The following is a 23,046-nucleotide window of genomic DNA, read 5'->3' as shown; positions in this document are numbered from 1 at the left end:
CGCTAATGAACACAATCAACCCACCGCTGCGCGGCAAAGATATAATATCGCCGACCATTGCCGCTTTAATATCGGTCATTGTCAACTACGGAGGTACCTTTATTCTTGTGTTTCAGGCTGCTAAAGTTGCTGGTTTAAGTCCTGAAATGACCGCTTCATGGATATGGTCGATCTCCATCGGCGTAGGGATCACCGGAATATGGCTAAGTTATCGCTACCGGGAACCCATCATTACGGCTTGGTCAACACCAGGCGTAGCTTTTCTTGTATCATCATTAGCGGTAACCCCTTATCCCGAAGCTATTGGTGCATACATAGTCTCTGCTATAGGATTTATCATACTCGGAATATCCGGGATGTTTGAACGTTTTGTACAGCTCATTCCACCAGGGATTGCTTCCGGGCTGCTGGCAGGTATTTTACTGCAGTTTGGTATTTCTGCCTTTGGAGGAGCGCAAATTGATCCACTGCTTGTCGTGGTATTGTTTTCCGCTTATATCTTGCTAAGACGGTTTACCTCTCGCTATGCGATTGTTGGAATACTGACCATTGGACTTATCTATTTAATTGGCATGGGAAAAGTCGATTTCAGTTCAATTCAATTGGCAATCGCATCCCCGATATTTGTCGTCCCGGAGTTTTCGTTTCATGCTCTACTAGGCGTTGCTTTACCGCTGTTTATCATAACCTTAACTGGTCAATACATGCCTGGAATGCTCGTGTTACGGAATGACGGATTCAAGACGAGTGCAAATCCGATCTTGACCATAACGGGTTTAGGTTCGCTCCTTGCAGCCCCATTCGGCTCGCACGCTTTTAATGTAGCAGCTATCACTGCAGCGATATGTACAGGAAAAGATGCGCATGCGGATTCGAACAAACGTTATATAGCAGGCATTGCCTGCGGTATTTTCTACATAATTGTTGGCATTTTTGGCGTGACGCTGGCCTCTCTGTTTTTGATTCTTCCAGCGACATTTATCGCGACATTAGCGGGATTGGCACTGCTTGGCACCATCGGCGGAAGTCTCACGGGCGCTTTAGCGGATCCCAAGGGACGTGAGACGGCATTGATTACGTTTTTGGCAACCGCTACGAATGTGAACTTTCTTGGCGTTGGCGGCGCATTTTGGGGACTTGTCGCGGGCTTGACTGCACATCTATTGATCCACGGGAAATATCATAAGAAGCATTTCAGGCCAAGTGGAGTACAGCAAGCCGAACCAAAACAATAGAAGTTGTAAAAATGAATACAGATTACTGAGCTGCTCAAGAGAGGGACGGCGGAAATGCGAGAAGACGCAAGTAAGAAAATAATCTGGCGGTGAAGCCTGGTTTATCCAAGCATCTCCGCCAGACGATGAATGCCTTCATCAATTGTTTCTTCGTCTACTCTGGCAAAACCCAGAACCCAACCTTTACGATCACATTCCAAGCAATATTGACTGAGTGGATAAACACGGATTCCTTGTTCGAGTGCTAGGTTCGTCACGGCTTGTTCATCAAACGATGGGTCAGCCTCAAGCAGCATATGCAGCCCCGTTTCTACTCCGCTTAACGTAAAGTGTTCACTAAGGCCTGTTTTGATGATCGCCTTCGTCATGGCTTCGTGTCTGCGTCGATACACATTGCGAACTCGTCTCATATGGCGCATGAAGTGGCCATGTTCGATAAAATGAGTCAGCGTTATCTGTTCCATGATCGGCAGATGACGATAGGTTAATTCATGGACTCTTGCAAGCTGACGAATCGCTTCCTTGGGGCCAATGATGGCTGATAATCGAATACCTGGAGCAACCATTTTAGAAAAACTCATCATGTACAACGTATTCTGAGGTGACTTACTGAACAAGGTTGGAAGCGGGTCACCGCGATATCGAAATTCACTGTCGTAATCATCCTCAACAATCCAGAACCGATGCCCGGCAGCCAAATGCAGCAATTGCTGCCTGCGTGGTTCCGACATGATGACTCCAACGGCACACTGGTGCGATGGTGTAACAAACACGAGTTTGGATTGAGGGTGAATGTCGTCTACGCATAATCCGTATTCGTCGACCGGAACGGGTACAACTTGCATACGCCGATACTTCATGGCGATCCAGGAAGCTGGGAAGCCGGGATCTTCAACCGAAACCGTATCCCCTTCTTGTAACAGGGATTGAGCGATGAGATCGATGCTATGTTGTGCGCCGGAGGTTAACATGATTTGGTCAGTATCCACATGAATACCCCGTTCAAGTGACAGATAACGTTTAATCTGCTCCCGCAGGGGCAAGAATCCATACGCATCACCGTAAGCCCAACTGTCCAGATCCGTTTCTGCAGAGGTCTGTAAAAATGAGTGTCTCCAATTCTTCTTGAAATGTTCGTCCAAATAAGGCACATGAGGACTGAAATCGATATCTATCTTTCGATTATTCTTGTCTCCGAACCAACTATGTAAATGGCCGATTGAATCGTTTAATATAGGCAATTCGGGGGGGACGGGTCCTTGTGAGGGAGCTTCCTCAGAAGGACGAGTCGCATAGGTCCATTCGCTAACTCTTGTCCCACCGCGGCGAGAGGTTGTGGTATACCCGCGGCTGAATAGCTCCTCGTAAACAATTTGTATGGTTGAACGGGAAACACCAATCAATAAAGCGAGTTCACGGGATGGGAGCAGCAATTCTCCAGGTGGCCATTTTCCGGTCGTAATATTATAGATTGCTTGGTCCAGAAGCTGCTGCCAGATGGGGCGTTTGTCATCTCGGTTAACTTTGAGCATTTCATTCATCACCAGTGTTTCTGCAAATTATGGATTGCTTACTATACAGAGATTTGGATGTTAAATAGCATTCCATTGATTGATATACTAGCATGACAATAGAGCGAAAGGAAGATGATTGTGAAACATTTGGATCAACAAGACAAGGCAGTGGCCCAAGCGATTCGGCAAGAGCTTACACGGCAAAGGGATACAATAGAACTGATTGCATCGGAGAATTTTGTAAGCGAGGCTGTCATGGAAGCCGCGGGTACGGTACTCACCAATAAATACGCTGAAGGATATCCGGGAAGAAGATATTATGGCGGATGTGCGTATGTTGATAAGATCGAGGAGATTGCCATTCAACGCGTCAAAGCACTTTTTGGTGCTGATCATGTCAATGTGCAGCCTCACTCCGGTGCGCAGGCGAATATGGCGGTTTATTTTGCTGCCGTGAAGCCTGGTGACACGATTTTGGGCATGGATTTATCCCATGGAGGCCATCTTACTCATGGAAGTCCGGTGAACTTTTCCGGAAGATTCTATAATTTTGTTTCTTATGGTGTGGAAGAACAAACCGGACTCATTGACTTTGACCAAGTGAGAAAGCTCGCGCATAAACATCTACCGCGAATGATCGTGGCTGGCGGTAGCGCCTACCCACGAACGATCGAGTTTGAGAAATTTGCCCAAATTGCGGCCGAAGTGGGTGCGCTTTTCTTCGTAGACATGGCACATATTGCAGGCATTGTCGCAGCAGGTTTGCATCCTAACCCTCTGCCTCACGCACATTTTGTTACGACCACAACGCATAAAACGCTGAGAGGACCAAGAGGCGGTATTATCATGTGCCGTAAACCATGGGCGCAAGCGATTGATAAAGCGATATTTCCTGGGACACAAGGCGGCCCGCTTATGCATATTATCGCGGCCAAAGCGGTTGCGCTGGGCGAAGCATTGCAACCGGAATTCAAGACGTATATGGAGAAGGTTATCGACAATGCCAACGTATTGGCAGAGTCACTCATGAATGAAGGGTTAACCGTTGTATCGGGAGGAACGGATAATCATCTTGTTTTGGTGGATTTACGCACGATTGGACTATCGGGGAAAGAAGCTCAAATCATTCTCGATGAAGTGGGGATTACAGCCAATAAAAACGCAATTCCTTATGATACGGCAAGCCCGTTAGTAACGAGTGGCATTCGCTTCGGGACACCTGCTATGACTTCAAGAGGACTGGGACCCAAGGAAATGAAAGAGATTGGCCAGCTTATTGGACTTGCTTTTAAGAATACCAACAGTTCGACCGTTAAAGACCAGATAAAGAAAGCGGTACGCGAGATTATATTACAATTTCCTTTATATGAAGGGCTTGAATCATTGGATAGAGCCTAAATTGGTTTGGTTAAGGTACACATGCAAAGTCGCGGAGATCGCGGCTTTTTTATTGTTCACTTTCTATTGTTAACCGAAATTATTAATTTTTTGGTTTACAATCGAAAAAGATCAGTATATCATTTATCCATACCTAGATGTCGACTCTAGTAATTCTAAATCGTAACATCGTATTGGAGGAAACCATGAAGACTAAAGAGATTGTATTTGCCGCATTATTTGCTGCGTTAATCGCTGTAATGGGGTTGATTCCGCCCATTCCGCTTGGATTTATTCCTGTACCCATTACATTGCAGACCCTCGGCGTAATGTTGGCAGGGTGTTTCCTGGGCAGGAAGACGGGATTCATCAGTTTGTTATTATTTATCATTCTGGTAGCCATCGGTTTGCCGTTGTTATCCGGTGGACGAGGTGGGCCATCCGTATTTGTGTCGCCTACGATGGGATATTTTCTAAGCTGGCCATTGGCCGTATTCTGTATCGGTTATGCAACGGAAAAGATATGGTCGAAGTTAAGCATGTGGAAACTGATCGTGATCAACTTCGTGTTCGGTGTGTTACTGATTAGTTTAATCGGTGCTCCGGTAATGGCTCTTATTACAGGAACTTCCATCTGGGCAGGTCTTGTGGGTGCAACAGCCTTCTTGCCTGGGGATTTGCTAAAAGCGGTAGTTGCATCGATCGTAGCGGTTCAATTAAAAACACTCAGCCCGATTGAAGATAAAGTAAACCGTACATAAATTGACCTTCTCAAAACGGTTCATTACATAAATTTTTAAATGGATGTGTTGAGATGAATATCGTACAACCCTTGCTTCATTATGCTAGTAAGTATCCGAACAGAGTGGCATTATCCCATGGTAATGAGGGACGAACCTATTCGGCACTCGTACAGCGTATGAGGCAAATCGCCAAAGGACTCCAACTAGAAGGAATTACCCAGGATAAGATTGCAATTCTATCTGCCAATCGCATCGAATTCGTCGAAGTTTTTCTCGGAGCTATTTATGCGGGATGTGTTCCCGTGCCTCTGGACCCGAAGTGGAGCAGTACACAGATATATTCGGTTATTCAAGAATGCCAGCCGAGAATGATCTTTACAGAGACTAGATTCGTCAAGGATCTAGTCTTCCCCACTGCGGAGTCAGTAATTATAACGTTGGGTGATCAAGGTGAAGGTTCCTACGACCGCTGGCTCGAGGCTTTGAGTGCGGAAACTGATATGGGTGAAACGAACAAACTGTTGTTTATTGGTTTCACGTCGGGAACAACAGGCAAGCCAAAAGGGTTTATGCGAACGCATGGATCATGGATCAAAAGCTTTGAGGCGACAGGAACTGCATTTGAACTCGACAACATGAAACACATGATTGCACCGGGGCCACTCGTTCATTCCTTATCATTATTCGCATTGATGCAGAGCTTGACCAGTGGAGCAACCTTTCATATCGTACACCAATTCAAGGCTAGCGAAGTACTGGAGCTTTGTCAGAGGTTCCCACACGCAACCTTGTTTGTTGTGCCTACCATGATTGAGGCCATGCTGCAGCTGGCTATTCCAGGAAAGCTGAAGATTGAAGCAATTATGAGTTCTGGCGGTAAATGGACAGAAGCGTCGAAGCAGAGGAGCAAGGAAGTATTTAGTGGTACTAAAATTTTTGAATATTACGGCTCCTCTGAAGCAAGTTACATCAGTTATTTGAATATTCACGATGAACGTAAACTGAATTCATTAGGCAAACCTTTTCCAGGTGTAGAGATCTCTATCCGAGACGCAAACGGAGAGGAAGTTCCTGAAGGGGCTGCTGGTCAGCTCTACATACGAAGTGAGATGATGTTCCTTGGATATTATGGATTACCTGAAGAAACGAATAAAACGATTCAAAACGGTTGGCTGATCCTGGGAGACGTTGTATATATGGATGCGGATGGCTATTTGTATCTAGCAGGTCGTTCCAAGAATATGATGGTGACCGGCGGGCTTAATGTATTCCCGGAGGAAGTAGAGTCGATCTTGCTGCAACTTCCGGAAATTCATGAAGTCATGGTGCTGGGGCTTCCGGATCCGTACTGGGGAGATCAGATAACGGCACTCGTAAAATGGACAGGACAACAGAGATTATCCATTGAAGATATGAAGCATTATTGCCGTCAACATACAGCCAGTTACAAAGCACCCAAGCGGCTCATCACGGTGGATGAATTCATTTATACCAGCAGCGGCAAGATAGCGCGCCAAGCTATGGCCGATTATGTAAAGAGGGTGATCCTATGACAGAAGCTGTGATAGTCATGGCTAAACGCACCCCAATTGGCAGATTGGGCGGTGTATTGAGCCGGGTTGAACCATCGTCACTAGTAGCACCACTCATACGACATATTACGGGTGAGACAAAATTGCCTCAGGGGAGCATCGATGATGTGATCATTGGCAATGTTGTTGGCCCCGGTGGAAATATAGCCAGAGTTGCCGCGCTTGAAGCAGGGCTGCCAGTCACTGTACCATGCGTAACGATCGATCGGCAATGCGGTTCGGGACTCGAGGCTATTAATATAGCGGCCAGATTGATTCAAAGCGGAGCAGGTGAGATTTATTTAGCGGGTGGTGTGGAGAGCACGAGCCGTGCACCATGGAGAATGGCCAAGCCTGAGACACTAATGGGAATGCCGCAGCTCTATTCACGCGCTCCCTTTACTCCTAGCTCCTACGGCGATCCCGATATGGGTATTGCGGCGGAGAATGTCGCTACTAAGTACCTTATTACTAGAGAAGAGCAAGATCAGTATGCACTTAAAAGCCATCAAAAATCGATCACTGCGCAGCGAACGGGCCGATACCAGCAGGAGATTGTACCTCTTCAAGTTCAGGGTGAGTGGATTACAACAGATGAATGTCCCAGAGACGATACGAGCCTCGATAAGCTGCGGAAGCTGCCGCCCATTTTCCTCGAAGAGGGGACAGTTACGGCTGGCAATGCCTGTCCGCTCAATGACGGAGCCGCGCTAGTACTCATCATGTCTCGTGAAAAATGTGAAGAATATAAGCTCAAGCCAATTCTGCGAATTGTCGATGCTCAAGCGGCCGGTGTAGATCCGAATATACTGGGGATAGGTCCTGTTCCAGCAGTGCAAAAAGTGCTTCATCGTCAGCAGCTCACTGTAGATGATCTTGATCTGGTGGAATTCAATGAAGCTTTTGCTTCGCAAGTGTTAGCTTCCCTTAGGGAGCTTCAAATTCCCGAGGATAAGGTTAATCTGGGGGGCGGCGCTTTGGCTATTGGTCATCCCTACGGTGCAGCAGGGGCTATATTAATGACGCGACTATGTTCTGAAATGCTATATAATCCTTATAAAAGAGGTCTTGCGACGCTCGGCATCGGCGGAGGCATGGGGATTGCTACTCTCGTTGAGGCTGTGAAATGAGTCCGGTGCAGCAGCGGTTATATATTACGGCGCAGTGGATTACTCAGTATGCACAGTGTATCGAAGCTCCCTTGCAGAGGATAGATGGTGATCTAATAGCTTCAGCCACGATGCCTATCATTTTCTGGCAAGCATTTGATATTCCTTGGTTGGACCCGCTTGAACCCTACATTCACGGTTCACAAAATTTCTCGTATGTGACACCGATCAGGGAAGGTATGGTCTTAGACTGTGAGCTAACCTTAACAAAAGTAGAAAGAAAAGCAGGAAGACAAGGGGGACTAACATTGCTCACCCATACGCTTACATGTGCCTGTAACGATGAGCCTATTGTCACCGCTGAGACGGTGTTAATTCGGGTAGGTGATGAGCATTGAAGAGACGTATAACGGCGGAAGCGATCCGGCAATATGCTGACGTTTCTAAAGATGATTCAGCTATACATCTGAATGCTGACGCAGCAGCTAGTGCAGGCTTCAAACGGCCTATCGTGCATGGCATGTATATCATGGGTTTAGCGCAATCCCTATATATCCGTGAACACCCTCAGCAATGGATCTCAACGTATGATTTAAAATTCATAAATCCACTTTATGTCGATTCAGACGTGGTTTTTAATTTTGAGGGTACAAGCGGTGATGTCGATGTGACGGTTACGGGAGAGGATGGCGAACTGATTGCATCAGGCACTTTAACAGCGAAAGAGAGGCTGTAATGAATAAAGTAGCGATTATAACAGGATCAACAAGGGGAATTGGTCGCAGTATTGCTGTGTTTCTTGCACAGACCGGATATCGAGTCGTTGTGAACGGGACAAACCAATCGCTAATCAACGAGGTCCTGCAGGAGATTCATGAAGCAGGCGGCGATGCGCTCGGCTGCTGTGCCGATATTGCAGATCCGGGGCAAGTTACGGCCTTGATCGACACGGCTGTGGCTGGGTACGGGCAAATCGATGTCTTGATCCATAATGCCGGTAATTTGCATGATCAAACTAGTATTCGCATGACGGATGAAGATTGGCAATCCGTAATTGATGTTCATTTGAATGGAGCCTTTTATACGATTTCGCGAGTTCTGCCCCATATGACTAAGAATGGAGGCGACATCATTCTCATGACTTCTACCGCGGGTTTAACCGGCTCGATCGGGCAGGTGAATTATAGCGCAGCCAAAGCGGGTATGCTCGGCATCCTATGGACGCTTGCAGCCGAATTAAAGAAGTATCACATCAGGGTCAATGCTATTTCACCGGCAGCCTTAACGGATATGACGAGGCCTGTCATTGATCATCTGAGAGAGAAATATGCCCGTCGTCAAGAGCCATTTCCTGCGTTCTGGCAGGTAGGTGAAGCCGAGGATATCGCCCGCTTCGTCTCTGCTTTGCTTGTACAGCGAGATTCGAGCTTAACTGGTGAAATCTTTGGCGTGAATGGTTCGCAGATAACGAGATGGGAGCAGCCCCAGCCTTCCTATTCTGAACATATCGATGAATTCTTCACTACATGGTACCGACAGAAGGGAAGTACATAGATGCTTACATTCAATCAAGTTCATTTTTATTATAAAAAGGGTCAGCCTGTCTTAGAAGACATCAGCTTCACCATCAAACCTGGCGAGTTTGTGGTGATTGTGGGAGCGAACGGGAGCGGAAAATCTACCATAGCAAAGCTGATGGATGGACTGGTGCTTCCAAAGCAGGGCAGCGTACAGTTTAATGACCTGGATACGTCCATTCCGGCTGATTTGAGGACCATTCATGAACAGATCGGACTGGTGTTTCAGAATCCAGAAGATCAATTCATTACAACCACCGTTATGGATGAGGTATTATTCGGCTTGGAAAATATACGCGTGCCAAGAGAAGAGATGCTGGATCGGCTTCATCATGCATTGAAGTCTGTTCATATGGAGGGGCATTTAGAGGCTGTACCTCACGAGTTATCCGGCGGGCAAAAACAGCGCGTAGCCATTGCAGCCATCATTGCGATGAGCCCTCAAATGATTATCTTCGATGAGGCTACATCCATGCTGGACCCGCAGGGGAGAGGACAAATTATGTCCATCATGCATGAGCTGCACCAGCAGGGCATGACCGTTGTCCACATCACTCATCATATGGAGGAAGCCCTGTCTGCAAAGCGCATGCTCCTTATTCATCAGGGCAGGCCCGAATATGATGGCGATCCGCTGCGTTTTTTTGAAACGATGCCTGCTGAGAACTATCAGCTGCAATCACCCTTTGCCGTGCGACTCTATCAAAAACTTGGCCAAGAGACCCCACTGAAAGCCGATTGGAAGGAGATGATTCGCTCACAATGGTCTACCAACTAAGCCATGTTAGTGTGCATTATTCTGACCAGGAGGCTTTGCACCGAATAAGCTGTACGATCGAAGAAGGAAAATGGATATCTGTTATAGGACAAACCGGTGCAGGAAAAACCAGCTTTGTGAAAGTGTTGAAGGGTCTGGTACCTCACATTGAAGGAGCATATACGATTGATCAACAGCCCGTTCAGCGCGATGCTAAAGGTCAACTCAAGGTGATTCCGGGAATCGGGTTTGTGTTTCAATATCCCGAGCATCAGTTATTCGAGACAACGGTTCATAAGGAGCTTGCCTTTGCCATGAAGCATCAGGGATGCTCGGATCAACAGATTATGGAGAGAATTCAGACGATATTGCCACTAGTCGGACTCCCGGAGGAGATCCTGTCATGGGCTCCCTTTCAATTAAGCGGAGGGCAGAAACGCCGGGTCGCGATCGCCTCTGTGTTAATGATGGAGCCCAAAATGCTGATTGTGGATGAGCCAACAGCGGGTCTTGATCCGATCAGCCGAACGGCAATGTTACAGTTGTTAAAGAGCTGGCAGCAGCAACAATCAAATCGTACTCTAATCTTCGTATCTCACCAGATGGAAGATGTCGCGGAGTATTCCGATGAAATCCTTCTATTTCATAAAGGTCATCTCCTGGGGCAATATGATCCAGCTGTTCTGTTCCTGGAGCAGCCATATGTAGTAGAGGAAGCTGGATTGTCACTCCCGGAGCCGGTTCAGCTGCTCAATCTATTCGAGGAGTTATCAGGGCGGAAGATTGAAGTTCATAGCATTAGAGAAGAAGATATCATTCGTGCGATCATGCCCATATGGAATACAAGGAGCGTCGTAATAAATGGCTAATACCGTATTAATAGGTCAATATGTAGAGACGCATTCCTTATTTCACAGGCTGGATCCAAGGACAAAGCTTATAGGCATATTTGTCATACTGCTGAGCTTTCTGTTGTTAGAGTCGCTTCTAAGTTATGTATTCGCAACTGTATTTGTTGCTGGTTTGTTGATCTTATCGAAGATTCCCGCTCACGTCGTTTGGAGAGGACTCAAGCCTATTTTATTTATTTTATCATTTACTTTTATATATCACGTGATCTTCACCAAAGGAACGGTCATTTGGTCTTGGTCATTTTTCGAGTTAACCCAGGAAGGGCTGTATAATGGGATTCGATTTGTTTGGCGGATAGTATTACTCGTCTTGCTGGCATCCGTGCTAACATTAACAACTAAACCTCTAACACTAGCTCATGGCCTTGAAAAATTACTGTCTCCGCTATCCAAGCTTAACGTACCCGTGGAACAGTTTTCGTTAATGATTGTTATTGCTATCCGGTTTATCCCGACCATTCAGCAGGAGCTGGATCGAATCCTACTTGCGCAAAAGGCTAGAGGCTTTGATATACCAAGTTTATCGCTGCCTAAACGTGTCATGTCTTACATTCCGATTCTGGTTCCGTTACTCTTTACAACGATTCAGCGTGCTGAACAACTGACTTACGCCATAGATGCACGTGCTTACGGTAATGGAAGAGGAAGAATCCGCTTTAAACAACAGGAGCTTCGCAGAATAGACTATCAAGTATGGGGAATCGCCATTCTAATCGCTTTGATCCCACTCTTATTAAAGATAGCCGGAATATGAATGATCTTATGGTGGAGGCGCACATGATGAAATGGAATACCCGAATCACCGAGATATTGAATATTCAGTATCCGATCATCCAAGGCGGACTCGCATATTTAGGTTATTCAGACCTCGCAGCTGCCGTTTCGAATGCCGGCGGAATGGGACAGATTACAGCCATGAGTCTTCCTCATGCAGATGCACTTCGTCAAGAAATTAAGCGGGTAAGGCAATTGACAGACAAGCCGTTTGGGGTGAACTTTGCGATAGGCATGCATGGTGCTTCCTATATGGACCGTGTGCAGGTCGCCATTGATGAGCAAGTATCTGCAGTGACGATTACCGGCGGAAATCCAGCCGAGATATTAGAGAAGCTGAAACCTACGGGTATCCCTAAACTGGTGCTTGTTTCTTCAAGAAGACAGGCACAGAAAGCGGAACAGCTCGGCGCGTCTGCCATAATCGTTGTGGGACAAGAGGGTGGAGGACATATAGGACGCAACGATGTTGGAACTGTGGTGCTTGTCCCTCAGATCGTCGATGCCGTTTCCATCCCGGTTGTCGCCTCTGGGGGAATCGGCGATGGTCGGGGCTGGATGGCTGCCCTAGCCCTTGGTGCAGAAGGAATTGTGATGGGGACGCGTTTCATTGCTACGCAGGAATGTGTACATGCCGCCGCTTCATATAAACAAGCATTATTGGAGAGTTCGGAAAATGATACGGTTGTCATTAAACGTTCGATTCATGCTCCTGCGAGGGTACTACGTAATGAATATGCTGACAAAATCCTGGCAATGGAGCGGTCGTCACCAACGTATGAGACTTTAAAAGACTATATAAGCGGGAAAGCCATCAAGCGCTGGATTTACGATGATCTGAAAGACGAAGGCTTGGGCTGGGCCGGTCAAGTAACGGGCATGATCCATGATATTCCGACGGTGTCGGAGTTGATTGACAGAATGGTGAGGGAAGCAGAGCATATTCGTACAAAGTGGAGAGCTTGAGGATATGGAAGATATAGCGATCCGATTAAGTAACTAAATAAAGGCAGTTTAGGACTGCCTGGTTGAAACGAACCATACCCGCATGTAGCGGGTTTTTCTTATTTTAAAAATAAAAAAACTGTTTATTCTATTAATCCGTCTTAAACCACAGAACATCTTATAGAGAGAAGGAGAGGAGATCATGGCCTCCAAAGCGGAGATGAAAAGGGTAGTACTCGCAGAATCGGATGACGAAACCGATTTTTTTCAAACGATTATGGAACACCGGGATACCTTGATGAACATTGCCTATAGTTATTTGCGCAATCGACATGATGCCCTGGAAGCAGTGCAGGAGATGACATGCAGAGCATGGATTAAGCATTCATCATTAAAAGATAAGAGGGCATTCAAGTCCTGGATCATTCGCATCTTGATCTATGTTTGCATTGATGAACAGAGACGTCGAAAGCGGGCTGTCCCACTGCCAGATGATGAGCTGGAGAAAGCCATAAATGAGCCTGTCCTTGGAGAGATGAATGATGACAAACTTGCTATGTGGACTGTTTTACAGAAGGTGAAGCCCAAATACCGACATGTGCTGCTGCTGAAATACTACAATGACATGACACTATCGGAAATCGCTGCAATCCTCCGCAAGCCAGAGGGTACGGTAAAGACATGGCAGCACAAGGGGCTGGAGCAGCTACGAAAATTAATGATTAATCGGGAGGTATGGCAAGATGAATAGTCCAGAAGAGCAGACGATGTATACTGAGGCGGCCATGATCCGACAGGAACAGAAGCAGCACTTGCAGACAATCGATGCTACATATGCCATTCAGCGTGGGTTAGCGATGGGGAGGAATCGTCGGAAAACACGAGCCTTTTCGATAAAAGTAGCTGCTATATCACTCACAATGATCATGGCTGCTGGTTTGTTATTGTTCAATCCCATTAAGGATACCTTCACATCACAGACAGTGCAGACAGCCCCGGAACAGACCTTGGATTGGGGCGCTCTAAATGACTTTAAGCAGTTGGCTGTACATGATATCGATCGGAGTACATTAGAGTCGGCGATAAGAAACGATTACATTCAGATGGTCAACCAGTCGGCGAAATCGGGACCTTACGAGATTACGATCAATGCCGTAACTGCTGACGAGAACAAGTTAATATTGTTATATACGGGTACGTCGGATTCCAGTCAGGAAATCTACAGTGTGAGTAGTGTTCGTCTTACAGATGCACAAACAGGTCGTTATCTAGGAAACACATCGAAAATAGGCAGCTCTGCAGATAGTCAAAGCTGGCAAGGGCGAGCAACATTGGAGCTCGATCGAAACGATCCATTACCGGATCGAATTGAAGCCGACTTTCAAATTGCATCCGTAGATCCCGGAAAATTGTCCGATCCCAAGACCGGTACCGTCCGCTCAGAGATGAATTACTCAGAGAGAATGAAAATAGAGTTCGATTTGGATTCAAAATTCTCTTCAATTAAGACAGAAACCTATAAACCTGATCAAATCATCATGCTAGGCGGCCACCAGGTGTTGTTATCGAAAGTGGAGATTTCACCGCTCATGACAAAAGCATCGTTCGTTTTCGATCCGGGCAAGAAAAATGACTTTCAGACAAGGATTTCAATAAGTGACATGTTAAATCCTTATGAAATTGTATCAAAAACAGCTGATAGGCGTGTATTTAAATCATCTCGCGTGTCAGGAAGCGGAACCAAGGATGGAATTCAATATATATTTGGCAGCAATATGCTGGATGCCCCTCAATCTATCGTAATGAAGTTGTATCCAGAATTCAGTCAATCATTTGCATCCGTACAGGAAGCTAAAGAAAATGCGCTAGAGTTCATCATAAAATGAAAATGAGAGTGAATCGGTGATAATTCATGATAATAATCGTGTACACCATTTGTAATCGGTATCATGAACTTAATTTTAACATTTTTAAACTCATATGTGCTTCTATGGTTCTTTACAGTAAGTGCCTGATGGGAGTAAGATTCATTCGTAATCATGAATGAGATTACAAATTGGAATATAAATTGAATATTCCTAGATCGCTTAATTCTGTAACCAGAAGCGGGGGAACCAACAAGATGAGAGGATACTCATCTCAGGGGTGAATCACTGGCTATTATGGCAAGTGTAGGGATACTTTCTATCCCGAATCCGTCAGCTAACCTCGTAAGCGTTAAGAAAGAGGAATTTGTCGTGAGCTTTGTTTATTAAAGTCACGGGAAAGTCCAACTTTCCTGTGGCTTTTTTGTTGTGTCTAAATTGCGGGCAGGACGCGCTTAGACACATTGATTCCACTATTTTATACACTGGCGGTGAGCTAACGATGGCAGCATTAAAAAGATTATTAATTGGTCGTCCACTGAAATCAAATGAGTTGGGAGAACAAAAGCTGAACAAGAAAAAGGCGTTAGCTATCCTGTCCTCCGACGCTTTATCTTCCGTTGCTTATGGTCCGGAACAAATCCTGCTTGTTCTGATCACAATCAGTGGAGCGGCTCTCTGGTATTCCATACCGATTGGAATTGGAGTATTGGTTCTATTAACGGCGCTGGTGCTTTCATACCGGCAGATCATATACGCTTATCCGCAGGGTGGAGGAGCGTATGTCGTATCCAAGGAGAATCTAGGAATTCTTCCTGGACTTATTGCCGGAGGCTCTTTGCTTGTAGATTATATTTTAACCGTGGCTGTCAGTGTTTCGGCAGGTACGGATGCATTAACTTCAGCTTTCCCGGCTCTGCATGAACATAAAGTGGCGATCGCGGTTACGTTTGTTATCTTGCTTACTATTTTGAATTTAAGAGGGGTTACCGAGTCTGCTACCGTATTGGCTTACCCTGTTTATCTATTCGTGTTCGCGTTACTCCTGCTGATTGTGGTGGGGATATATAATATTCTTACAGGTCATGTTTCCCCGGAGCTACATGCTCCCATAGGAACACCGGTGGCAGGCATTAGTTTGTTCTTACTCTTAAGAGCATTCGCTTCAGGAAGTTCAGCTCTCACAGGAGTTGAGGCTATATCTAACGCAATCCCGAACTTTAAAGATCCTGCACCCAAAAATGCAGCTAGAACGTTAATGGCGATGGGAATTTTGCTGGCGGTGTTGTTCTCAGGTATTGTATTCCTTGCGTATTATTTAGGCATAACCCCTACGGCTCAAGAAACTGTCGTATCCCAGATCGCTAATCAAACCTTTGGACGTAATATAATGTATTTCTTTATTCAGGGTACTACGGCTTTGATCTTAATTCTTGCAGCGAATACGGGTTATTCAGCGTTTCCGCTGCTTGCAGTCAATCTTGCCAAGGATAAGTTCATTCCCAGAATGTTCACAGCGCGGGGAGACCGACTCGGCTATTCGAATGGCATATTGATTCTCGGTCTATTATCTATCCTGCTGATCATTGCTTTTCACGGACAAACGGAACATCTCATTCCGCTATATGCGGTTGGCGTATTCATACCTTTTACGCTTTCACAGACGGGGATGATGCTCAAATGGATTCGTGAAAAACCGGCAGGCTGGGTCCCTAAACTAGTCATAAATACGATTGGTGCTCTGATTAGTTTGACGGTGTTTTTGATGTTCTTCATGACGAAATTTATGCAGGTTTGGCCATTCTTTATTTTCTTACCCTTCATGGTGTATCTGTTCTATTCCATTAAGAAGCACTATGATGCTGTTGGTGAACAATTGCGGATTACAACTTGTGAACCTTCCGTCGAGATTAAAGGTAATGTTGTTATTGTGCCGGTATCCGGTATTACACATGTCGTCGAGCATTCCTTAAATTATGCGAAGTCATTATCGGCTGATCAAATTATTGCGGTGTACATCCCGTTCGAACGGGAGGAGTTATCTCGGTTTGACGAAAAGTGGAAAAAGTGGCGCCCCGATGTGCGGCTTGTAACGTTGCATTCGCCTTACCGGAGTATCATTCATCCATTAAGCAAGTTTATTGATACGATACAACGCAAAGCCACGGAGTCCCAGTATCAAGTAACGGTAGTAATTCCGCAATTCATCCCTAAAAAAAGCTGGCAAAACCTACTTCATAACCAAACCAGCTTTATGCTTCGTGCATATTTGTTGTATCGCAAAGATGTCATTGTTACGACCGTTCCGTATCACCTGAAAAAGTAATGACAACCTATGCAGCTCCCAGAGGGTCGCTCGATTGAGACGAAGATGATTCAGCTTTATGTAGGATGAGGGCAGACTGTTCAACCTTTTAGCGGATGTACAAAAATATGATTGCAGCAGAAAATCCCCTTTGAAGGGGATTTTCTGCTTTCTTCTGGGGGAAGGTGCCGGTTGCCGGTTATGCCCATGACAACGCATGTAGTAGACTTCATTGGAGTCTAATGTTCCTTCCTTACGGTAATGAACAGAATTGAATGATCCTGCTGTCTTATGTCTAAATCCATGTGATGAATGACATTACAGTGATATATTGCATAATCTGTGAGGGATACTTTAACAGAAGGGAATAGGGAATGTCTTATCCTATTTAGTCATCTCCTATGGAAATATGGACTGCCTATGGGGTTTGAGATTCAGCGCATCGCGTCGAGTATAAGCCCATGGAGAACGGAAGCGGCCAAGGAACTCATTCGCAAGTTTTCGCCGGGGAAGGACTGGGTAACAGCAGGAAATAAGGAGGAAATGCAGAAAACAATTAAATACTATCTGAATCATCCGGCTGAAAGAAAGGCGATACAGCTTCAAGGACAATCTACTATCAAAAAGCATATGTACAAGTACAGAGCGAAGGAGATATTGCAAGTTCTTAAACGGGAAGGTGTTATAACTGCGGATGTTTAATATGATGAAGCCTGATTCCTGGCTTTATCTCGGGAGAGTGAATACATGAATATTCAAGTCAAACGGAAGCCCAAATTAACCATCAAAACTAGCGGTGAAAAGATCATAAAAGAAGGCTGCAAATATTTATCTACACCCTATCGTTGGGGAGCAAAGCCATTTCAGACGAGTGAATTTGACTGTAGCTCATTTGTTCAATTTTTATATGGCCGGTTTCGTATTATTTTTCCGCGAACATCTCGCGAGCAGTGTTTACTTGGTGAAAAAGTAGAAAAAGATCAACTCAAACGAGGCGACTTGTTATTCTTTACGAATCGCATGCGTTGCAAAAAGAAAGGGATCGAGAGGGTAGCTCATATTGCCATCTTCCTGGGGGACAACAAAATGCTGCATTCTTGCAGATATAAGGGAGTCACCGTGTCTAAATTCTCCGAGATTATTAATGAAGCCAAACAAAAGCGCTGGAGCGATTACTATCTTTTTGCAAGGAGACTTCCGGATTATATGGAATCTTTAGTGGGGGATAACACAAGCAGCGCCAAGAAGGAATATCAAGTGTCTGTAAGCACTAGTGCCAGAGTTACAGCAGGGAAGAGGAAGAAGCAGAAGGCGGGCTTGATTTAAAGTGAGGAACAGCATCAAGTGCGATACTCCCTGAGTTTTCGGGGGCTATCGCACTACTCTTCAATCAGCACTTTAAATGCATATGAACGACCTCTTCAGTCGCAGCAGATTTGCAGGCAGGCTTCTGGCAAGTCTTTCACTCAAGTTACCCAGTTTCATTATTTTCTGATCGTAACCGTAGATATTCCAACGGGTATCTGACGGTCTTTATGGGTGTATCCACTTCTATGAGTTGGACGAGCCCATGTCCGAGCAGGGTGTTGATTTTTAAGAGGGAGGTGAATCGAGCGGTGGACAACATAATGATTACAAACAATACAGCGATGGATTTTGAACGAAAGATTGAACACATCCTTGCCTGTGTAAAGAAATGTCTTGAGGAAGAAGAGATCGAGTTATTGAATGTGTGCTGCGACGATATCGGATACAAAACACCAAACTTTACGACATCCGGCATCTATCGTTTACATGGGTCCGCAAGAATCCAGAACCGCGAAGAAAAAACATGGAGTATGATCGTTAAGGTGATTAAACCGGACAGCGAAGAGAAGAATTCTGCCACACATCACAATTATTGGCGGCGCGAAGCTCAGGTGTTCCAGTCGGGCATTTTGAATGATCTGCCGAATGATATCAAGGTTACAAGATGTTTTGGTGTAGAAGAGCTAACAGACGCTACCACATGGATATGGATGGAGCATATTAGAGGCAAATATGCAGAAACGTTAGATGAGTTTTCTTTTATCGCAGAACAAATAGGACGGTTTAATGGTGCTTTTCTAACCGGAGACAAGATATTGCCACGCTATGATTGGTTATGCGAAGCATGGCTTACATCCTGGACGACAGCCAGCTGTAACTATGCGCCTGATGTTGCTACATATGCTGAAAGGATCTCTAACGATCGTTTGCAAATGTTATGGTCTTGGTATCAAAATCTGCTTGCGGAACTTGATCAGACGCTTGAATCGCTTCAGCAATTACCTCGTGTGTTGGCACATCAAGATTTGAGCCAAATGAATATGCTCCTTGTGACAGATGATCACCACCCCACACAGCTTGCATTAATCGATTGGCAGTTTATGAGTATTTCTGGTGTAGGGGAGGATTTAGGCAAGTTGTATGGCGTAAATATGAGTCTAGGAATTATTCAGCCTGATCAGTATGAGGAATTCCAAACCATACTATATCGATCATATTTGGAAGGATTGCGAGCAGCAGGCTGGAAGGGAGACGAGAGGCTTGTTCGATATGGATTCTGTTTAAGTACGGCCTTAAGGAGCGTATGGGAAGTTCCTCAATATTTCTCCATGTTAGCTCAGCTTGAGACAGACCCGCACAACACCAATCGCAGAGATCGTTTGTCCAGGCTGGAAAGAATTTTGTGGATTCATAAGGCTATGTATACGGAAGTTCAATTTATGATGCCTCAGTTATTGTAAGGTACCAACCATTAATCTGACATGGAACAATTTTAACTTCGAATTTGGAATCCATATAAAAAAAGTAGGAGGTCTTTATGCAGAAACAATTGATCATCGGAGACGCCATGCATGAGCTTGCCGCGACGCGTCGCATACTGAATGTTTTACCCGAGGAGCATATGAAGTGGAAGCCGCATGTAAAATCTATGACATTGGGCGGATTAGCCACCCATTTGATCAATCTGCTGAACTGGCAATTAGCGATTCTTCAATACCCTGTACTCGATCTAGCGGCCGTATCGTCTCGGCGAGAAGCTTTGGCAAGTCGTGAAGATGTTCTGAAGGAATTTGATGCGAACTTGACCAAGATTGAACAGATGTTAGCCGATTGTGACGAGAAGACGCTCAGCGAGGAATGGACACTGCGGAACGGGGATCATATCATACTGCGCCAACCACGGGCGATGGCGCTGCGCACCTTCGGATTGAGCCATATGATTCACCATCGGGCACAGCTCGGGGTATATTTGCGGTTGCTAGATGTTCCGGTGCCGGGCATGTACGGTCTCTCGGCCGATGAGGTGAAACAATAAAGGCAGATTTGTGTAGCCGCAGTGCATCGGCATGTCCGCCGATACACTGCGGTTTTCTTTGTAGTGGCATCAATATGCTCAATTGGTAAGATATGAAACTTAATTAATATTTGGCGCGTCTACATGTTTGAAAGGAGCTGGCGGCCAAGTTGAGAAGAGGAAGGCTTGTTGGGAGAATCGTCGTAGGATCGATTAGTTTGTTTTTGCTGCTGCTTGTTATAGGCGTGCTGGAATTTCACTACGGCATGATTCAAAAAACAGTTTATTCATACAAAGTGAGACATTATCTCGAACAAACATATAACGAGCCAATGGTTATCAAAAAAGTCACCTATTTATGGGATAATATTGAACCTATCAGTGCACGAGTGCATCCCAAAAGCTCAGGCAATCTGGAATTCAGTGTATATCCAGGCAAGGATACACCTTCAGGGTATAGGGATGATTATGCAGAAACATTATGGCTTCATCAAGTAAAAGAAGATGTGGAACAACGTTTGTTGAACATAGACAGCGATATCAAGAGTCAGCCTTTTATAGATTTCACTTGTTGTGCAGAAGTAAAGGACCAGGTGAAAGTAATCGAAGGGACGATCCCATCTTACACCCAGTCAAACCTGCAATTCGATTTAATATTTCAACTGGATAGGGGCTTGCAAAAAAATGACCTGGAGCAAATGTTTCATATCCTAACGGCTTTAAAACCCTATGAACAGCCTCGATTTGGCATCATTGTATTCCTGCTGCAGCCAGAAGACAAGCCTTATCGCATCGAATATAAGATACCAGGGGCAAAGCTGAAGGATATCCATACGATAGAAGACCTTAAGGCTTATAATGAAAGCCGCATGCCGGCTAGGGAACTTGCAGAAAGGATTGAAGCTGAAATATCATGGGATGCATCAAACTCTCGGGTCGTATTTTCAAAAGGGGATACTGTGTTAGAGATGAAGCATTGGGGAGAGGAAGTTCTGCTGAACGGAGTCCTGTTACCAGATGCTTTGCCCTCTTTCCTCGGAGAGCAAGGTAACTTGCTTGTACCAGTGGCCCTGCTTGAACAGGCTTTTCAAGTTGAGATTCCTTTAATTGAGTAGGTCTTATCTTCAAGTAGTTTAATTATACGGAAGGACGCTTTCTTAGGATAAAGAGAGCGTCCTTTATATATTTAAATATAAGTGTGTTTGGAAGATTTGAACTCCTTGCTGGATTCGTCTCAAATATTGGGAACATGGTCACATAACCTATGCCTTAATAGTTATACATTGTGAAAGCAAAAGTAAGAAACTTGGTAGGAAGGAGGTTATGTTGAAAATGAAAGTGCAAGAAGTAATCCGAAGGGTTGCTGAAGGCGAGACCGAAGCATTTGAAACTATTGTTCAACAATACCAACAAAAAATTTACATGTTCTGTTATTTTATGCTGGGACACCGACAGGAAGCAGAAGATGCGGCGCAAGAAGTCTTTTTCAAAGCCTATAGAAGTCTGTCCAATTACAACCATGAGAGCGAGGATATGTTCTTGGCTTGGTTGTACCGGATTGCATCCAACTATTGCAATACGCTGCTGAAACGTAAAAAGAAAGGGCAGCTTCTCCTGTTGTTATTCCGCAGCATACGTGACGAGCAGAGCGCGGAGCAGGCTTATGCCGAGCAGGAAGATCATCGTCTGGATTGGCTACAAGGGATGACGGCCGAAGAAAAAGAAATTCTGGCTTTAAGGGTCATTGAAGACAAGCCTTTTGATGAAATTTCAGTGATATTGGATATAAGTTCGGCGACAGTTCGCAAACGATTTCAACGGATCAGGTTGAAACTAAAAAACAATAAAGAGCAGTGGGAGGGAACCATATATGAACAACGATTCGAAAGTCAATGAACTAATCCAAGGCATGAAGGAAGTCCGGATAGGAGAGGTCGATGTGAGCGGTAAAGTCATGCAGCAAGTGCGAAACTATCAATATAGGAATAAGGTTCCTCAGCAGCGAAGGTCCTATGGAGTGAAACTGATTTGGACATTAGCCGGAGCTCTGTTATTAATAACAACAGCAACTGTCAGTGCGGCCACTTATTTCAATGTCAATTGGAACGGTGTCTCGGTTAAGATAGAACCTCCGGACACAACTGTGGATGCTTTCCTCGATCACAGTCAACAACCGTACACGCAGCAACTTGAAACAGCACTTGCAAATGCAGAAGAGGTGTGGAAGAAGGTCACTACAGAAGAAGCAGCATTACATTATTCGTTTCTTCCGCTAAAAGCAGCAGATCCGGAGTATTCCCTTGAGACATCGTATGGAGTCGTTCCGCAGGAACGGGACTACCGTGTGAAATCGGCTGATGAATGGTGGCTCGGCGGATTGTACGAAATATACAGTTGGAAAGGGCATGTTATTGTGGTAAGACAAAATCTGGACGGAGAAATGACCCGAACCTTGCAGGACCCACATGCTACCATGTCGCTTACCTTCAATGAAGGCCCTTGGGAATCGATTGATATGACCGGAGATTCGCTCGCGATGTACCTGCCCGGCCAACTGGAGAATCTACTGGTTGTAAAGCATGCTACAGTCGATCGTAAGGTTGTAACGCTTGAATTAAGGGCGGATATTGCGAAAGAACAACTTGTGCGGCTGGCCGAGCTTTATGTAAATACCGACTAAGGAGATTCCAGCTCAATAAATAGAAGAAGGAGTTGGTCAGCGCCACCTGGTCATCTTAAAGATTGAGGATTGTTCTGGAATCTATGAAAGTTTAAAAATAGAAATCATTGCACCCACGTGAGAATGAATCACATGGGTGTATTTGTGTCCGCTTCGTTTTGACAATCTAACCGCTCCATTAACATTAACAAATAATCTCCCTGATTGTTCGATATTATCCCTTATGTGGCCAACCTATTATCCTGATAATGGAAGAGTAGGAGAGCGTCAAGTAATAACAATTGGCGTCCTGCACAATCCAACACATAAAGGAGGGGAAGGATCTCACCAGACTTTGGAATTTATGTAAACGCCATCATAA

At 45.2% G+C, this 23,046-nt stretch carries 23 protein-coding genes and 1 riboswitch; of the genes, 22 read left to right on the top strand and 1 reads right to left on the bottom strand.

From position 1 onward, the window contains the following. Nucleotides 1–5: 5 nt before the first annotated feature. Nucleotides 6–1,235, top strand: a complete 1,230-nt coding sequence (locus AM231_RS10770; protein ID WP_054402612.1) for a benzoate/H(+) symporter BenE family transporter — start codon at nucleotides 6–8, stop codon at nucleotides 1,233–1,235. A 101-nt stretch (nucleotides 1,236–1,336) separates the two neighbouring features. Here AM231_RS10770 and pdxR read toward each other — a convergent pair whose 3' ends face one another. Then, nucleotides 1,337–2,767, bottom strand: coding sequence for a MocR-like pyridoxine biosynthesis transcription factor PdxR (pdxR, locus tag AM231_RS10765; RefSeq protein ID WP_054402611.1), 1,431 nt, complete (start codon nucleotides 2,765–2,767; stop codon nucleotides 1,337–1,339). Between the two features lie 114 nt (nucleotides 2,768–2,881). On the opposite strand from pdxR, the gene AM231_RS10760 reads away from it, so the two are divergent. From AM231_RS10760 to AM231_RS10660, 21 genes are all read left to right on the top strand, one after another. Continuing rightward, nucleotides 2,882–4,147 (top strand): serine hydroxymethyltransferase, encoded by a 1,266-nt coding sequence (locus AM231_RS10760; protein WP_423212910.1) that lies wholly within the window; start codon nucleotides 2,882–2,884, stop codon nucleotides 4,145–4,147. A 185-nt stretch (nucleotides 4,148–4,332) separates the two neighbouring features. Continuing rightward, a complete protein-coding gene (locus AM231_RS10755) occupies nucleotides 4,333–4,887 on the top strand; it encodes a biotin transporter BioY (RefSeq protein ID WP_054402610.1) in 555 nt (184 codons plus the stop codon). Nucleotides 4,888–4,940: 53 nt separating this feature from the next. Further along, nucleotides 4,941–6,422, top strand: a complete 1,482-nt coding sequence (locus AM231_RS10750; protein WP_054402609.1) for an AMP-binding protein — start codon at nucleotides 4,941–4,943, stop codon at nucleotides 6,420–6,422. Further along, a complete protein-coding gene (locus tag AM231_RS10745; RefSeq protein WP_054402608.1) occupies nucleotides 6,419–7,570 on the top strand; it encodes a thiolase family protein in 1,152 nt (383 codons plus the stop codon). Before AM231_RS10750 ends, AM231_RS10745 begins: the two co-directional genes overlap by 4 nt. Further along, on the top strand, nucleotides 7,567–7,947 hold the full coding sequence (locus AM231_RS10740; protein ID WP_054402607.1) for an FAS1-like dehydratase domain-containing protein: 381 nt from the start codon (nucleotides 7,567–7,569) through the stop codon (nucleotides 7,945–7,947). Before AM231_RS10745 ends, AM231_RS10740 begins: the two co-directional genes overlap by 4 nt. Next, on the top strand, nucleotides 7,944–8,285 hold the full coding sequence (locus tag AM231_RS10735) for a MaoC family dehydratase (RefSeq protein WP_054402606.1): 342 nt from the start codon (nucleotides 7,944–7,946) through the stop codon (nucleotides 8,283–8,285). The genes AM231_RS10740 and AM231_RS10735 overlap by 4 nt, the downstream gene beginning before the upstream one ends. Then, the gene (locus AM231_RS10730; protein WP_054402605.1) at nucleotides 8,285–9,103 is read left to right on the top strand and encodes an SDR family NAD(P)-dependent oxidoreductase; all 819 of its coding nucleotides are present in this window, start codon (nucleotides 8,285–8,287) and stop codon (nucleotides 9,101–9,103) included. Before AM231_RS10735 ends, AM231_RS10730 begins: the two co-directional genes overlap by 1 nt. Next, entirely contained in the window at nucleotides 9,104–9,904 is an 801-nt protein-coding gene (locus AM231_RS10725) for an ATP-binding cassette domain-containing protein (RefSeq protein WP_054402604.1), read from the top strand. Continuing rightward, complete coding sequence (locus tag AM231_RS10720; RefSeq protein ID WP_054402603.1) at nucleotides 9,889–10,752, top strand: ATP-binding cassette domain-containing protein; 864 nt, start codon at nucleotides 9,889–9,891, stop codon at nucleotides 10,750–10,752. The genes AM231_RS10725 and AM231_RS10720 overlap by 16 nt, the downstream gene beginning before the upstream one ends. Beyond that, complete coding sequence (locus AM231_RS10715; protein ID WP_054402602.1) at nucleotides 10,745–11,548, top strand: energy-coupling factor transporter transmembrane component T family protein; 804 nt, start codon at nucleotides 10,745–10,747, stop codon at nucleotides 11,546–11,548. The genes AM231_RS10720 and AM231_RS10715 overlap by 8 nt, the downstream gene beginning before the upstream one ends. A gap of 23 nt (nucleotides 11,549–11,571) precedes the next feature. Continuing rightward, nucleotides 11,572–12,534, top strand: a complete 963-nt coding sequence (locus AM231_RS10710; protein ID WP_278044618.1) for an NAD(P)H-dependent flavin oxidoreductase — start codon at nucleotides 11,572–11,574, stop codon at nucleotides 12,532–12,534. Nucleotides 12,535–12,715: 181 nt separating this feature from the next. Beyond that, on the top strand, nucleotides 12,716–13,264 hold the full coding sequence (locus AM231_RS10705; protein ID WP_207383561.1) for a sigma-70 family RNA polymerase sigma factor: 549 nt from the start codon (nucleotides 12,716–12,718) through the stop codon (nucleotides 13,262–13,264). Continuing rightward, nucleotides 13,257–14,399 (top strand): DUF4179 domain-containing protein, encoded by a 1,143-nt coding sequence (locus AM231_RS10700; RefSeq protein WP_054402600.1) that lies wholly within the window; start codon nucleotides 13,257–13,259, stop codon nucleotides 14,397–14,399. Before AM231_RS10705 ends, AM231_RS10700 begins: the two co-directional genes overlap by 8 nt. A 188-nt stretch (nucleotides 14,400–14,587) precedes the next feature. Continuing rightward, a riboswitch (cyclic di-AMP (ydaO/yuaA leader) is annotated at nucleotides 14,588–14,746 on the top strand. 134 nt (nucleotides 14,747–14,880) lie between these two features. Continuing rightward, nucleotides 14,881–16,704 carry an APC family permease gene (locus AM231_RS10695; RefSeq protein WP_054402599.1) on the top strand — a complete coding sequence of 608 codons (1,824 nt, stop codon included), beginning with the start codon at nucleotides 14,881–14,883 and terminating at the stop codon, nucleotides 16,702–16,704. A gap of 399 nt (nucleotides 16,705–17,103) precedes the next feature. After that, the gene (locus tag AM231_RS10690; protein WP_053493109.1) at nucleotides 17,104–17,385 is read left to right on the top strand and encodes a glycosyltransferase family protein; all 282 of its coding nucleotides are present in this window, start codon (nucleotides 17,104–17,106) and stop codon (nucleotides 17,383–17,385) included. Nucleotides 17,386–17,430: 45 nt separating this feature from the next. Further along, entirely contained in the window at nucleotides 17,431–18,009 is a 579-nt protein-coding gene (locus tag AM231_RS10685) for a C40 family peptidase (RefSeq protein WP_054402598.1), read from the top strand. A 290-nt stretch (nucleotides 18,010–18,299) separates the two neighbouring features. Next, nucleotides 18,300–19,451, top strand: coding sequence for a phosphotransferase (locus AM231_RS10680; protein ID WP_054402597.1), 1,152 nt, complete (start codon nucleotides 18,300–18,302; stop codon nucleotides 19,449–19,451). A 77-nt stretch (nucleotides 19,452–19,528) separates the two neighbouring features. After that, a complete protein-coding gene (locus AM231_RS10675) occupies nucleotides 19,529–20,026 on the top strand; it encodes a DinB family protein (RefSeq protein ID WP_054402596.1) in 498 nt (165 codons plus the stop codon). 149 nt (nucleotides 20,027–20,175) lie between these two features. Further along, nucleotides 20,176–21,120 carry a stalk domain-containing protein gene (locus AM231_RS10670; protein WP_054402595.1) on the top strand — a complete coding sequence of 315 codons (945 nt, stop codon included), beginning with the start codon at nucleotides 20,176–20,178 and terminating at the stop codon, nucleotides 21,118–21,120. A gap of 217 nt (nucleotides 21,121–21,337) precedes the next feature. Beyond that, entirely contained in the window at nucleotides 21,338–21,901 is a 564-nt protein-coding gene (locus tag AM231_RS10665; RefSeq protein WP_054402594.1) for an RNA polymerase sigma factor, read from the top strand. Next, entirely contained in the window at nucleotides 21,876–22,685 is an 810-nt protein-coding gene (locus AM231_RS10660; protein WP_054402593.1) for a hypothetical protein, read from the top strand. Before AM231_RS10665 ends, AM231_RS10660 begins: the two co-directional genes overlap by 26 nt. Nucleotides 22,686–23,046 lie beyond the last annotated feature (361 nt).

This window comes from Paenibacillus solani (genome assembly GCF_001277345.1).
In the GTDB taxonomy this organism is placed as follows: Bacteria; Bacillota; Bacilli; order Paenibacillales; family Paenibacillaceae; genus Paenibacillus_AQ; species Paenibacillus_AQ solani.
The sequence above is the reverse complement of the archived record's forward strand: the minus strand, read 5'-3'. Positions and strand labels throughout refer to the sequence as shown.

What these genes read in the sequence shown, in the direction of transcription:
- AM231_RS10695 (WP_054402599.1), top strand. Translation starts at nt 14,881, where the DNA reads ATGGCAGCATTAAAAAGATTATTAATTGGTCGTCCACTGAAATCAAAT.
- AM231_RS10660 (WP_054402593.1), top strand. Translation starts at nt 21,876, where the DNA reads ATGAACAACGATTCGAAAGTCAATGAACTAATCCAAGGCATGAAGGAA.
- AM231_RS10685 (WP_054402598.1), top strand. Translation starts at nt 17,431, where the DNA reads ATGAATATTCAAGTCAAACGGAAGCCCAAATTAACCATCAAAACTAGC.
- AM231_RS10750 (WP_054402609.1), top strand. Translation starts at nt 4,941, where the DNA reads ATGAATATCGTACAACCCTTGCTTCATTATGCTAGTAAGTATCCGAAC.
- AM231_RS10705 (WP_207383561.1), top strand. Translation starts at nt 12,716, where the DNA reads ATGGCCTCCAAAGCGGAGATGAAAAGGGTAGTACTCGCAGAATCGGAT.
- AM231_RS10725 (WP_054402604.1), top strand. Translation starts at nt 9,104, where the DNA reads ATGCTTACATTCAATCAAGTTCATTTTTATTATAAAAAGGGTCAGCCT.
- AM231_RS10710 (WP_278044618.1), top strand. Translation starts at nt 11,572, where the DNA reads ATGATGAAATGGAATACCCGAATCACCGAGATATTGAATATTCAGTAT.
- AM231_RS10665 (WP_054402594.1), top strand. Translation starts at nt 21,338, where the DNA reads ATGAAAGTGCAAGAAGTAATCCGAAGGGTTGCTGAAGGCGAGACCGAA.
- AM231_RS10675 (WP_054402596.1), top strand. Translation starts at nt 19,529, where the DNA reads ATGCAGAAACAATTGATCATCGGAGACGCCATGCATGAGCTTGCCGCG.
- AM231_RS10690 (WP_053493109.1), top strand. Translation starts at nt 17,104, where the DNA reads ATGGGGTTTGAGATTCAGCGCATCGCGTCGAGTATAAGCCCATGGAGA.
- AM231_RS10745 (WP_054402608.1), top strand. Translation starts at nt 6,419, where the DNA reads ATGACAGAAGCTGTGATAGTCATGGCTAAACGCACCCCAATTGGCAGA.
- pdxR (WP_054402611.1), bottom strand. Translation starts at nt 2,767, where the DNA reads ATGCTCAAAGTTAACCGAGATGACAAACGCCCCATCTGGCAGCAGCTT.
- AM231_RS10700 (WP_054402600.1), top strand. Translation starts at nt 13,257, where the DNA reads ATGAATAGTCCAGAAGAGCAGACGATGTATACTGAGGCGGCCATGATC.
- AM231_RS10755 (WP_054402610.1), top strand. Translation starts at nt 4,333, where the DNA reads ATGAAGACTAAAGAGATTGTATTTGCCGCATTATTTGCTGCGTTAATC.
- AM231_RS10720 (WP_054402603.1), top strand. Translation starts at nt 9,889, where the DNA reads ATGGTCTACCAACTAAGCCATGTTAGTGTGCATTATTCTGACCAGGAG.
- AM231_RS10740 (WP_054402607.1), top strand. Translation starts at nt 7,567, where the DNA reads ATGAGTCCGGTGCAGCAGCGGTTATATATTACGGCGCAGTGGATTACT.
- AM231_RS10730 (WP_054402605.1), top strand. Translation starts at nt 8,285, where the DNA reads ATGAATAAAGTAGCGATTATAACAGGATCAACAAGGGGAATTGGTCGC.
- AM231_RS10770 (WP_054402612.1), top strand. Translation starts at nt 6, where the DNA reads ATGAACACAATCAACCCACCGCTGCGCGGCAAAGATATAATATCGCCG.
- AM231_RS10760 (WP_423212910.1), top strand. Translation starts at nt 2,882, where the DNA reads ATGATTGTGAAACATTTGGATCAACAAGACAAGGCAGTGGCCCAAGCG.
- AM231_RS10715 (WP_054402602.1), top strand. Translation starts at nt 10,745, where the DNA reads ATGGCTAATACCGTATTAATAGGTCAATATGTAGAGACGCATTCCTTA.